Here is a 13,357-nt window from a genome sequence, read left to right as displayed (position 1 = left end):
TACTTCGGTTAACGGGTTTTATATTACTCTTTCTTCGGCAGTGAATCTGCCGGAACTGCGGGTTTCGCAGGAATTGAATCTGATCTCACAGGAAGTTCAGTACTGTCAGGTTTCATCGTCGAATCTGCGGGAACTACCGCAGGACGTTGTGTGGAATCCGGCCGCATCGTCGAGTCGCGCTTTATGGTAGAATCTGGCGTGGTACCTTGCTGCACTGGCATTCCCTGACGAGCCGGTCTTGCGGTACTATCGCTGGCTGGACGTGCGCCTTGTGGCCTGCCAGCTGCGCCTCCTCTTGCCGGAGAAACTGCCGGAGCCGATATTGCCGGTGCAGCTTGTCCGCCGCCGCCGCCATCCATTCCGCCTCCATCGCTTTTCTGGTCATCGTTATTAACCGATTTTCTTCTACGCGTCCTCTGTTCAACAAACGTCATTTTACCCAAACGGTAAGAGAAATTCAGCCTGAACCCTCTGTTGAAAAGATAGTTGGTGTTGGTTTGCGTAAATGTATTCGATTCAAGACTTGTGCGCATTTTGAAGGACGGCGCCAGGAAGTTTTCCATTCCGAAACCGATGCTTCCGCGTTTATTCTTGAAATCCTTCCTGATACCCAGGTCATACATTCTGAAACCTGCCTGCGTACCCTGCAGCTGAACTTCTCGGCCACGTGCAAAACCGCCTGCCTGCAATCCCCAGCCATTTTTAATGTTCAAACTTGTCCGGAAACGACCGCTTACAACAATGCCACTGTTATTGGATTGAAGCGAAGGATCGATGCTGTTGTTTTTCAGATTGGCATAATAGGCATCAAATCCACCGCCGATCTGCCATCTTTTAAAGAGTGTAATGTTTCCGAAAACATTCACACCATAGTTTTTCTTCTCACCGATATTGCCGAAAGTAGTTGAGATCACGCCAGAAGTATCCGTTGTCCGAATACTTTCAATTGAATTATTGGTAAAACGTGCAAATCCCGAAACGTTCACGTAAAGTGAATTTTTGAAAAAGCTCGTTCCCACTTCCACCTGATCAGTAAGTTCCGGATCAAGGTTAGGATTGCCAAAGGTTACATTCTTAGGATTGGAAGAGTTAACATTCGGGTTTAGGAATTGAATGCCGGGACGCTGCAAACGACGGTTGTAGCCCAGTTTGATAGTCTGCCCTTTGCCGAATGTTTGTGACAGGTTGAGGCTTGGTACCAGGTTACTGTAAGCCGGCAGGATCAATTTACCCTGCTCTCCCAGGGTGGCATCGATACTGGTATACTCATATCGCGTGCCCGCTTTGATCGTAAATCTGCTTTTGGTTGTGTAGGTATAAGACAAATAGCCTGCTCCTACATTCTGATCATAGTTCAATGCACTCACCGGGCGTGTTGCGATGAGACCGCCATATTCGATATTGCTAACTACCTGACGGAAAATGCCTTTTCCTCCGAATTCCAGCATTTGGTTGTCTTTGATCGGAGTTTGATAATCTACCTGAACCGTGCTTTCCTGATTGTGGCTGTTGTTGTCGTTCAGTTCCTGGCCCAGAAATTCGCGGGTACTTGTGCCGCTCCATGAAAATACATCGGCTGTGTAATCATTCGTCCGGTTGTTCCGGCTGAATTGTGTGGAAATACTTAGTTCCTGCTGTGGTTTCGTCAGCGTTTTGATATAATCTACATTGACATCCCAGGTACCGGACAAATCCTTCGAGGTAACATCCCTAAAACCGTTCCGGAGAGGGCCGGAGCTGGGTGTGTCAAATGTGGAAAGCTGTTGCGAGTTTCTCATATTCCGCATTCCGTACCGGACATTCGCCGATAAGGAGGTCTTTGAATCGATCTCGTAGTCCCAGCCAAAATTGTATGAACCGAAAGACATTTTATTGTCTGATTCGCTGGTCTGACGGATCGAGAAATTTTCGGTTTTACCGATCTGCAGGTTCTCGGATTTGCCGGGCATATTATAGTTAAACCTACCAAAGCCACCCAGACTGAATCCCATTTTGCCCACCCGGTAATTTCCTCTCAATCCCAGATTAGATCCCCGGTTTCCAATACCTGTATCCAGGTTCAGTGTTCCACCCTGGATCGTACTTTTCTTGGTAACAATATTTATTATACCTGCCGAACCCTCCGCATCATATTTCGCAGAAGGGGAGGTAATAACCTCGACGGACTTGATCATATCCGCAGGAATCTGGCGTAATGCGTCAGCGACGCTGGTAGCGATAATGGTTGAAGGCTTATTATTAATTAAAACCCGCACATTAGAACTTCCTCTCAGAGAAACGTTCCCGTCCAGATCGACCGTTAGCATCGGGACTTTCTTCATCACATCCGAAGCGTCGCCGCCTTTGCTGGTAATGTCTTTTTCGGCATTGTAAACAAGCCTGTCAACTTTTTCTTCCACCAGCTGCGCCATTCCTACCACCTCCACTTCATTCAGCTGCACTACGTCCGGGGCGAGGTCGATCGAGCCCAGGTTAATGTCCGATTTTCGATCAATCTTGATGTCGCTGATCGTTTTCGTTTTATAACCGATAAAAGAAATAAGGATCTTGAAATTCCCGGAAGCAACTTTCGACATGTTGAATTCCCCTTTTTCGTCGGTAGTAGTACCGTCTATCGGATTATTCGTTTTAATATCAACAAGCGACAATGCGGCAAATTCAACAGGTTTCTTGCTGACAGAATCGACAAGAATACCTTTTATTTTTCCACTTCCGCTGCGGGTGTCCTCCGCAGTACCGGGGATAACCGTCTGACGCTGCCTGTCACCACCTCCGCGGAAATCTCCGCCTCCACCGCCGGGCCTGCCGCCGCCCCCGCCAAATTGGGCATTGGCTCCAAATGTGATTCCGGACAAAAGCGCCAGAAATGTTAATCGTATACTAAGATTCATGGTTGGGTTTGAATATTATAAGTGATGTTCTACTTCGAATTTCAAAATAAGTACCTAATGCCGGCTGAAAAAAGAGGAATAGATAGAAACAGGTAATGTACCGATCAAAGGGGCGTTTCAAACGATCAAGTCGCGCGGTATTGCCGATGAAAAAAGTCGACTGGCGGTCACAAAATGCACTGGTTCAGCTCAATCCGACAACAAATAACCCATCATCCTGCGTTTTCGGTTAATAGATTCTGCATGCGGATCAGTCGGCATTCATCGCGCGTTGATCGATTGAAATAGGGTATTTGATAATTTCCCTGTAAGATTGTGTTGTATGTCGGGATGATTGACATAAACCTAACCGATTGAAAATGGATACGCGCGCAGCCAGAAAATTCCCTCCACTCCTCCTGCACCTGCTGGGATGGGGCTTTCTGGCCATGTTCCTGATGTGGCAGCCACTTAGCTGGCAAATTCAGTTTCCGGTAGCATTTTGGGTGAAGCAGGCCGTGCTGTTTACATTGCTGGTGACTATCTTTTATATTAATTATTACTTCTGGTTTCCCCGGTATCTTGCCAAAAACAAATATGTAAAATTCATCCTACTGAATGTCGCGTCGGTCTTTGTCATGGCTTTCGCCATGGAGCAGGTGAAGAATTATATTGGTTTCGGAGGCCAGATGGAAAGTGCGTTTCGATTGGCACGGGAAGCAAACGGACCTAAAAAGCGGGCTGAGAAACTGGACAATTTTGCCATGATCACTGCATTGATGGTCATCGGATTAAGTACCAGTATTGCGGCTGTGCGGGGGGCGCAAATGGACAAGCAGTATCGCCAGAACCTGGAAAAGGAGAAGATCAACTCCGAGCTCTCATTTCTGAAAGCACAGATTAACCCGCACTTTTTCTTTAATACCTTAAACAACATTTACGCATTAACGGTAATAGACGTGGAAGCTGCGCGGGAAGCGCTGCACAAGCTTTCCAGGATGATGCGCTATGTATTGTATGAAACACAGCACGGTACGGTATTGCTGAGCCAGGAAATTGCATTCGCGCAGGATTACATTCAACTGATGCAGTTGCGACTGACAGACAAGGTAACCGTCCACCTGGACCCGCCGAATCCATTGCACGATGTGTCGATCGCGCCTATGTTGTTTTTGCCTTTTATTGAGAATGCATTCAAGCATGGAGTAAGCGCAGTTCAGCCGAGCCAGATCGATATCCGGATCAGCCAGGGCGATAATAAGATATTTGTAGAAGTAAAAAATACGCTTTTCCCAGACAAAAGGGCAATCCTTGACGAAAGTAACGGCATCGGACTAGCCAATACGCAGCGACGCCTTGACTTGCTATACCCTGGGAAATACCAGTTGGAAGTGAACGAGAATAAGGCCGGAAAAGAATTTGAAGTACATCTGGAATTGCAAACGGCATGAACGTATTAAAATGTATTGCCGTAGACGATGAGCCGCTGGCACTCGGTTTAGTTTGCGCATTTATCGAAAAAACACCGTTCCTGTCTCTTACAGGTAGATATTCCAGTGCCGTGGAGGCGCTGCAGATCATCCACAATCAGCAGATTGACCTGATATTCCTGGATATTCAAATGCCAGATCTTACCGGAATCGAACTGGCCCGGGTCATTGAAAAGGCGGGTGGAAGAGCTCCCAGGATCATATTTACAACCGCTTTTAACCAATATGCCCTCGATGGCTTTCGGGTCGACGCTATTGACTATCTCCTAAAACCCTTTAATTATGAAGAGTTCCTCCGTGCTGCATCAAAAGCGCAGGCTTATGCCGAACTTTTGCAAAAAGCATCGTCGGCAGGCTCCGTGGAAAACAAGGATGAGTACTTGTTTTTGAAAGTTGAATACCAGCTTGTACGGATTGCTTACGATGAAATTTTGTACATGGAGGGACTCAAAGATTATGTGAAGGTCCACCTCAAATCGGATCCGAAACCCACTTTGTCACTCACGAGCCTGAAAGCTTTGGAAGAAAAACTTCCGGCTTCCAGGTTCATGCGCGTACACCGGTCTTTCATTGTCAATCTCGATAAGATCAGCGCAGTGACCAAGAATACGATCCAGATCGGAGCGATTACCATCCCTGTCAGCGACCAGTACAAAGAGAATTTCAACCAGTTTTTAAGTAAATGGATGTAGCTATTTGAGCTCTTCTTTCAGGAAATGCCCTGTAAAACTCCCTTTCACTTTCGCCACTTTTTCGGGAGTGCCTTCTGCAATAATGCGTCCGCCTTTTGCACCACCTTCCGGACCGACATCTATAATATGATCAGCGACCTTAATTACATCCAGGTTATGTTCAATGATCAAAACAGTGTTTCCCTTTTCGACCAGTTTATTCAAAACATTCAGCAAATGCCGGATATCCTGAAAATGCAGACCGGTGGTGGGTTCATCGAGGATATAAAGCGTTTTTCCTGTGTCGCGTTTCGACAATTCCTCAGATAGTTTCACACGCTGCGCCTCGCCTCCCGAAAGTGTAGTCGCATGCTGCCCGAGGGTAATATAGCCGAGCCCTACATCATTCAGGGTCTGCACTTTGCGGAGTAATCTTGGCATATTCTCGAAAAACTCCAATGCAGTTTCTACAGTCATATCCAGAATATCTGCAATCGATTTTCCCTTGAACCTCACTTCCAAAGTTTCCCGGTTGAAGCGTTTTCCTTTGCAGGTTTCACAGTTGATATGCACATCGGGCAGAAAATCCATTTCAATCTTCTTCATTCCGGCACCTTCACAGTCTTCACAGCGCCCGCCTTTTACATTGAATGAAAACCGGCCCGGCTTATACCCCCGGATTTTGGACTCCGGAAGTTCCGCGAAAAGTGTGCGGATATCTGTAAAAAGATTGGTATAGGTAGCAGGATTTGAACGCGGAGTCCGCCCGATCGGCGATTGGTCTACTTCAATTACCTTGTCAATATGCTCCAATCCTTCCACCGATTTGTAAGGCAGAGGTTCTCTTCTTGACTTATAAAAATGGGCGTTTAAAAGCGGGAAGAGCGTTTCATGAACCAGCGAGGATTTTCCGCTTCCGCTTACACCTGTCACACATATCATCGTACCCAGCGGAAACGACATATTCACGTTTTTAAGATTATGTCCTGTGCAGCCTTTCAACGAAATCGACTGTCCAGAACCTTTCCTGCGCTTTCGTGGAACTTCAATAGCCTCCCGGCCGCTCAGGTATTCAGCTGTAAGTGATCCGTTTTTCAAAAAAACTTCCGGCGAGCCGGCGCCTACCACACTTCCGCCGTGACGGCCAGCGCCTGGTCCAATATCCAGAATGTAGTCAGAAGCGAGCATCATATCTTTGTCATGCTCCACGACCAAAACCGTATTGCCAAGGTCACGCAGGCTTTTCAGGGAATTGATAAGCCGCACATTATCACGCTGGTGCAGCCCGATACTCGGCTCGTCCATAATGTAAAGAACTCCGGTAAGTTGCGTACCGATTTGCGTTGCCAACCTGATCCGCTGCGCTTCTCCTCCGGATAAAGTTCTCAGTGCCCGGTTTAAAGTGAGGTAGTCCAATCCTACATCCAGCAAAAAACCAACTCGTTTCCTGATCTCCTTCAGTACTTCGTGCCCGATCACTTTTTGTCTTTCTTCGAGCCGGTCTTCCAGGTTCACCAGCCAGTCAGCCAGTTCACGTACGTCGCTATTCGATAATTCCGAAATGTCCTTTCCGTCGATCCTGAAATGCAGCGATTCTTTTTTTAGCCTTTTTCCATCGCATTCCGGACAAGTGCGGATCGACATAAAGTCTTTCAGCCAATCCTGTATCTTATCATTCCCGCTTTCCTGCTGCCTTTTCAGAAAATTGATAATACCGTCAAACTTCGTCTCCCATTCGGTCCCCGGGTACTTTTTCGAAGGTACAGGCACAGCATCTTCACTTCCATAGAGAACCAGCTTAACTGCTTCTTCGGGAAATTTATTAAGTGGAGTTTGCAGCGTGATTTTGTAAGGTTTAAGTAATACCTCAAGTTGTTTGAATATCCAGGCTTCCCGGTATTCACCCATTGGTGCAATTCCGCCTTTACTGATACTCAAAGCTTTATCGGGGATTATAGATTCTTCTGTAATCTCCTCGATCATTCCCAGGCCCTGGCAGGTAGGGCACCAGCCGTAAGGTGAATTGAAAGAAAATGCATTAGGTGCCGGATCGTCGTAACTGATACCCGATTCGGGATCCATCAGGTTTTGAGAGAAATAGTAAGTTGCCCCTTTTTCATCCAAAACCATCAATGCCCCTTTTCCCTGCTTGATCGCAGTTGCTACCGACTGGCTTAGCCGGTACCGTGACTGGCTGTCTTCCGATTCGTTCTTCGGAATAATCCGGTCGATCACAATTTCGATATCGTGTACCTTGTAGCGGTCAAGCTGCATTTTGGGCGTAATATCCAGCACTTCACCGTCGACGCGCACCTTCGTATAGCCTAGACGGGTAATCTGGACAAATAGCTCCCGGTAATGTCCTTTCCTGCCTTTCACGACCGGAGCCAGCAGTACTATCTTTTTATTTACAAACTGGGATAAAAGCTGGTTGACAATCTGATCCTGAGACTGTTTGATCATCCTTCTTCCAGTTACATACGAATATGCCTCACCAGCCCGGGCATACAAAAGGCGCAGAAAATCATAGATTTCGGTAACTGTGCCAACCGTAGAGCGCGGATTTCGCGAGGTGGTTTTCTGTTCAATGCTGATAACCGGCGAAAGCCCGCTGATCTTGTCCACATCGGGACGCTCCATTTCACCTATAAAACCTCTTGCATAAGAAGAAAAACTCTCCATATAACGCCGCTGGCCTTCGGCATAAATGGTATCAAAAGCCAGGGAAGACTTCCCGCTGCCACTTATTCCTGTCACAACCACCAGTTTATTGCGGGGGATGTTGACGTCAATATTTTTGAGATTATGCTCGCGGGCGCCCTCTACTTCAATGAGATCCTGCCCTGCAAGTTCTGTCGCATTCAGATGTTCCAATACTTTAGTTGATGGTGATGAATAAATATTTTCTGCGGGTCGCGTCTATGGACTAACCACAAAAATACACCTTGAGTTGCATAAATTTTATAACATTCCTATTAGTATTCGACATTTAGATTATTGAAATATTCTGTGATTTTCTATTGTAATGCAAACGTTGCCAATTAGGATATTAACCGGAAATCGGGTATTTGTAACCATGTGTATATTACAATTTATTCATTGTTATATACCAAAACATACCTTGTAATGTCTTTTTGATTTGTATTTTTGATATTATATTGACTATTAGTAATACATATTTAACATTCAAACATCCCTATTTTATGAAACAAAATTTACGAGTCTTTTTGACTTCCGTAACCTTATTGCTATGGACATTGCTGAACAGCAGCACGGTTTATGCGCAAGACAAACAGGTCACCGGAAAAGTCTCCTCTTCTGTCGACGGTGCCGGGATTCCGGGAGTAAATGTGCAGCTACAGGGTTCCAACACCGGAACCGTGACCGATTCCGAAGGAAAGTATGCGATCCAGGTCAATGCCGCCAATGCAGTTTTGGTTTATTCTTCTATCGGCTACATTAAACAGGAGATTACCGTTGGTTCGAAATCGGTGATCGATGTAAGTCTGGCCGATGACATCAAAAGCCTGACAGAGGTGGTTGTAACCGGTTACGCCTCACAGCGTAAGCAGGATATTACCGGGGCTGTCACGGTTATCAATCCAAAAGAACTGACTGCCGTACCGACAGCCAGTGTTACTCAAATGCTGCAAGGGCGTGCGGCTGGGGTAACAGTCGGAAATGATAACTCTCCGGGAGGTGGAACAATGGTACGTATCCGTGGGTTTGGCTCGATCAACAACAACAGTCCGCTTTATGTGATTGACGGGGTACCGACACAAGGCACGCTCAACCAGCTGAACCCGAACGATATTGAATCCATGCAGGTATTAAAAGATGCCTCTGCTGCTTCGATCTATGGTGCGCGGGCAGCGAACGGTGTTGTGATCATTACAACGAAAAAAGGAAAGCCAGGCGAGCCGAGCATTACTTTCGATTTTTACACCGGCACGCAGCGTCCTGGCAAAATGCTGGATCTGCTCAATACCAGAGAACTGGGTGAATATCTTTATCAGGCTGATCTCGGCGCGGGAAAAAATCCGACCGCGACTTCTCCTTCGGTACAATATAAATTCGGTCCAAATGGAGAGCAGACCATCGCCGACTACATTTATCCAAACGTTTTTGGAACCCTGCCTGAAAATTATACTTACACCAATGATATCGCAGATCCAAACCTTGGCAAGACAGCGTTCAACTTCACAAAGGCAAACAAGGAGGGAACTGACTGGCAGGACGTGATCTTCGACCCGGCCCCTATTTCCAACTATCAGATCGGTGCATCAGGTGGCTCTAAATCAGCCAAGTATGCAATTTCGGCCAACTATTTCAAGCAGGATGGTATTTTAAGATATACCAACTACAAACGTTATTCGATCCGTGCAAACACCGAATTCACAAAAGGAAAAGTGACCGTAGGAGAAAACCTGACTTTCTCTTATGATGAAAGGCAGGGAATTACGAACAACGACGAAGGTAACCCGATCATGTTCGCGATCCGCGTCCATCCGATTATTCCGGTTTTTGACGTAACAGGCGGTCCTGCTGCACTGGGAGGTAATAATACTTCAGATTATAACGGATTTGCCGGTAGCCGTGGAAGCAACCTGGGCAATGCCCCGAACCCGCTGGCGCGCTTGTATCGTGAAAAAGACAACATTACCAAAGGCACGCACGTGTTCGGTAATATGTATGCGCAGGTAGACATTTTGCCTGGTCTTGTTGCCCGTACCAGCTTTGGTCTGGAATACAATCAATCGAACCGCTCGGAGTATTTCCACCGGGATATCGAGGCTGCTGAGGCACGTAATTCAAATAGTATGAACGTCATTAATGACCTGGACCGGTCGATCACCTGGTTTAACACATTGAACTATGGCAAGATTTTCGGTTCGCATAATTTGAACGTACTTCTTGGAACTGAGGCGGTAAAAACTTACTCTGCACGTTTTCAGGCTAGCAGAAGTGGTTTTGCATTCGACGATCTTGACTACCGCTATCTGGACGCAGGTTCAGCTGCAGGCTTGGCTAATGCAGGTGCAGGAGCCACACGAAGCGCATTATTTTCGCAGTTTGGTAAGATTAACTACGGTTTCAAAGATTTGTTCCTGGCAGACTTTACATTGCGCCGCGACGGATCTTCCCGTTTTTCCGAAACATACCGTTACGGTATCTTCCCTGCATTCTCTGTGGGGTTGCGTATGACAGAGCTGAACTTTATGAAGCCTACCAAAAAGGTATTGGACGATCTGAAAATTCGTTTCGGATGGGGTAAAACGGGTAACCAGCTCATCCCGAATGTGTACAACGCATATACTCTTTATGCGCCTGATCCTCAGAACAATGCGTATGATATCAATGGAACGGGAACGTCGATCGTCGGCGGGTTTGACCTGGTTCAGTTCGGAAACGCAAATGGTAAATGGGAAACCAATACTTCTACCAACATTGGTTTGGATGCGGTTTTGCTGAACAATAAAATGGAAGTCGTGCTCGACTTGTACAATCGTGTAACAAGCGATATGTTAACTCAGATCGCGATTCCAAGAACTGCAGGTACAGGTACTATTCCTTATACCAATATCGGTGAAGTTCGTAACAGAGGCTTTGATGTCGGTGTGAATTTCCGCGATAAAAAAGGCGACTTCTATTATATGGTCGGCGTAAATTTTGGGCACTACAAAAACGAAGTGATCAAGCTGAACAACAACCCTAGCGCTACAATTTTTGGATTTGCAACCCGGCTTCCCGCGATGTCGGCCACAAGGGCGGGTTCTCCTATCGCCAGTTACTATGGTTATTATGTTGACGGCGTAATTAAGGATAAAGCGGAAGCAGATGCAGCGCCTAAGTTTGGTTCGTATACGCGTGAAGGTACTTTCAAATTCCGCGATACAAATGGTGACGGAATCATTACAGCCGCCGACAGAACGATAATCGGAAATCCTCACCCGGATTTCAACTATGGTGTGAATTTGAATGTGGGCTATAAAGCTTTTGACCTGACTGTATTCGGACAGGGTGTGCAGGGCAATGAGATCTTCAACTATGTGAGATACTGGACTGATTTCAACGTATTCCAGGGCAACAGATCCAAGGATATGCTTTACAACTCCTGGAAAAAACCGGGTGATGATGCGAAATTACCAAGGCTGAATTCCAGCGATGCGACCAGCCAGCAGGTTTCTTCTTACTTCCTGGAAGACGGTTCTTACTTCCGTATCAAGAATATCCAGCTGACTTACACGCTACCTTCCGTGCTTCTGAAAAAGATAAAGATCAATTCGGCACAAGTTTATGTGCAGGGACAGAACCTTTTCACATTCACAAAATATACTGGTCTTGACCCTGACATTAACCTTAGAAGATCCAGTAATGATAACGAAGACAAGCACATGGGTGTGGATGAAGGCGCTTATCCGGTTTCCAAATCCTACCTGGTGGGCTTACGTTTCGGTTTCTAATCCTCTTTGACATTCACATAATTTCATATTTGAAAGATGAAAAAAATAACATTACTAGTCTTTTTGATCGGCCTGAGCTTTTCCTGCTCAGATAGCTTTTTCGATCTGAAACCCCAGGGACGTGCATCCAGAGAGCAGCTGAGTAACAAAAACGGGGTAAATGCACTTTTAATAGGTGCTTACTCTTTGCTGGACGGCGTTGGTTCCGGAAATACCGGCCGACAGTCAACAATATCCAACTATGTTTTCGGTGGAATTTCCAGCGACGATGCGGTGAAAGGTACTGATGCGGGTGACCAGCCGGAACAATCCTTCATTGAGCAATATAACTGGCTGGCCGATAATACCTATTTCCTTGGAAAATGGTGGCATCAATATGATGGGGTGGGGCGCTGCAACGAAGTAATACAGGTTGCAACGAGCGATTTAGTAAAGGATATGTCCGATGCCGAAATAGAGCAGGTAGTTGCAGAGGCTCGTTTCTTACGAGGTTTCTATCATTTTGAAGCCAAAAAAATGTGGAATATGGTGCCTTACATCGACGACAAAATTTATGTAGCGTCGGATCCTAATTCTACTAAAATCCCTAATTCTGAGGATATCTGGCCAAAAATCGAAGAAGACTTCAAATTCGCGGCTGAAAAACTTCCTGCTACACAGGCTCAGAAAGGGAGAGCAACGCAATGGGCTGCAAAATCGCACCTGGCAAAAGTGCTTGTATTTCAGAAGAAATGGGCTGAGGCAAAAACTTTGCTTGTTGACGTAGTTCAAAATTCAGGCAAAAAACTGGTTGCCAACTACCACGACAATTACAGAACTACCGGCAACAATAATAGCGAATCAATCTTCGAAGTGCAGTTTTCAGTGAATGATGGTACCAATGGAAACAATGGTAATGCGGGAGACAACCTGAACTGGCCTTACTCCGCGAACGCACCCGGGCGAGGATGCTGCGGTTTTTATCAGCCATCTCACAATCTCGTGAATGCATTTAAAACAGAGAACGGTTTGCCTATGATCGGTGCGGCTGCTGATGGTTCACTAGACACTTACAATAAAGTAGACCTGCCTAATGACCAGGGAATTATAGCCTCAGCTGCTTTCACATTGGACAAAACGATCCCCGTTGATCCACGCCTGGATTGGACAGTAGGCCGCCGTGGCGTTAATTTCCTCGACTGGGGGCCGATGCCTGGCTCTTCCTGGATACGTGACCAGGCTTACGCAGGCCCTTTCCTTGGTAAAAAGTGGATGTATTATCTGGCAGAGGAGAACAGTACTACCCACTCTACGAGCAAGAGGAATGTGAACAACAACTTCCGCCTCATCAAACTATCGCATGTTTTGCTTTGGTTGGCTGAATGTGAAGTTGAGCTTGGTAATCTGGCTGCCGCAGAAGGCTACGTGAACCAAATTCGCGTGCGTGCCAAAACAGGGTCCGTGCAGGATGCAAGCGTTACCTATAAAGTTGAGCCATATCCGGCAGGTACATTTGCAAGCAAAGGAGCGGAATATGCCAGAAATGCTGTCCGTATGGAGCAAAGACTTGAATTTGCAATGGAGGGTCACCGTTTCTTCGACCTGGTTCGCTGGGGTATTGCGGAAAAAGTGCTGAACAAATATTCAGTAGAGGAGGCAGCTGCGGGCAAAGAGCCTTCAGGACGTACTTTCAGCAAGAGAGGTTACATGGCCGGAAAGACCTTTACCGCTAAAAACCTGTACTATCCGCTCCCTCAGGACGAAATTCTGAACAGCCAGCTGGACGGAAAAACGATTCTGGTACAAAACCCCGGATATTAATACCTGATACATATAACCTGACTAAACGCAAGGACCTGCTTCGGCGGGTCTTTTGCGTTTCA

The 13,357-nt window shown here is 46.4% G+C and carries 6 protein-coding genes; 4 read left to right on the top strand and 2 right to left on the bottom strand.

Features of this window, described 5'->3' with window-relative positions; translation table 11 throughout:
- Positions 1-23: 23 nt before the first annotated feature.
- Positions 24-2,891 carry an outer membrane beta-barrel family protein gene (locus FXO21_RS07440; RefSeq protein ID WP_149639500.1) on the bottom strand — a complete coding sequence of 956 codons (2,868 nt, stop codon included), beginning with the start codon at positions 2,889-2,891 and terminating at the stop codon, positions 24-26.
- Positions 2,892-3,250: 359 nt separating this feature from the next.
- Here FXO21_RS07440 and FXO21_RS07435 point away from each other — a divergent pair, with 359 nt between their 5' ends.
- Both FXO21_RS07435 and FXO21_RS07430 read left to right on the top strand, forming a co-directional pair.
- Positions 3,251-4,321, top strand: coding sequence for a sensor histidine kinase (locus FXO21_RS07435; protein ID WP_149639499.1), 1,071 nt, complete (start codon positions 3,251-3,253; stop codon positions 4,319-4,321).
- A complete protein-coding gene (locus FXO21_RS07430; protein ID WP_149639498.1) occupies positions 4,318-5,052 on the top strand; it encodes a LytR/AlgR family response regulator transcription factor in 735 nt (244 codons plus the stop codon). The genes FXO21_RS07435 and FXO21_RS07430 overlap by 4 nt, the downstream gene beginning before the upstream one ends.
- On the opposite strand, the gene uvrA is transcribed toward FXO21_RS07430, so the two are convergent.
- A complete protein-coding gene (gene uvrA / locus FXO21_RS07425; protein ID WP_149639497.1) occupies positions 5,053-7,905 on the bottom strand; it encodes an excinuclease ABC subunit UvrA in 2,853 nt (950 codons plus the stop codon).
- A 329-nt stretch (positions 7,906-8,234) separates the two neighbouring features.
- On the opposite strand from uvrA, the gene FXO21_RS07420 reads away from it, so the two are divergent.
- Positions 8,235-11,495 (top strand): SusC/RagA family TonB-linked outer membrane protein, encoded by a 3,261-nt coding sequence (locus tag FXO21_RS07420; protein ID WP_149639496.1) that lies wholly within the window; start codon positions 8,235-8,237, stop codon positions 11,493-11,495.
- Between the two features lie 36 nt (positions 11,496-11,531).
- Entirely contained in the window at positions 11,532-13,295 is a 1,764-nt protein-coding gene (locus tag FXO21_RS07415; RefSeq protein ID WP_149639495.1) for a RagB/SusD family nutrient uptake outer membrane protein, read from the top strand.
- The last annotated feature ends 62 nt before the right edge of the window (positions 13,296-13,357 follow it).

The sequence above is a fragment of the Dyadobacter sp. UC 10 genome (assembly GCF_008369915.1).
GTDB lineage: Bacteria > Bacteroidota > Bacteroidia > Cytophagales > Spirosomataceae > Dyadobacter.
The sequence above is the reverse complement of the archived record's forward strand: the minus strand, read 5'-3'. Positions and strand labels throughout refer to the sequence as shown.

Coding starts and splice junctions, on each gene's coding strand:
- FXO21_RS07440 (WP_149639500.1), bottom strand. CDS start 2,891: ATGAATCTTAGTATACGATTAACATTTCTGGCGCTTTTGTCCGGAATC.
- FXO21_RS07435 (WP_149639499.1), top strand. CDS start 3,251: ATGGATACGCGCGCAGCCAGAAAATTCCCTCCACTCCTCCTGCACCTG.
- FXO21_RS07430 (WP_149639498.1), top strand. CDS start 4,318: ATGAACGTATTAAAATGTATTGCCGTAGACGATGAGCCGCTGGCACTC.
- FXO21_RS07420 (WP_149639496.1), top strand. CDS start 8,235: ATGAAACAAAATTTACGAGTCTTTTTGACTTCCGTAACCTTATTGCTA.
- FXO21_RS07415 (WP_149639495.1), top strand. CDS start 11,532: ATGAAAAAAATAACATTACTAGTCTTTTTGATCGGCCTGAGCTTTTCC.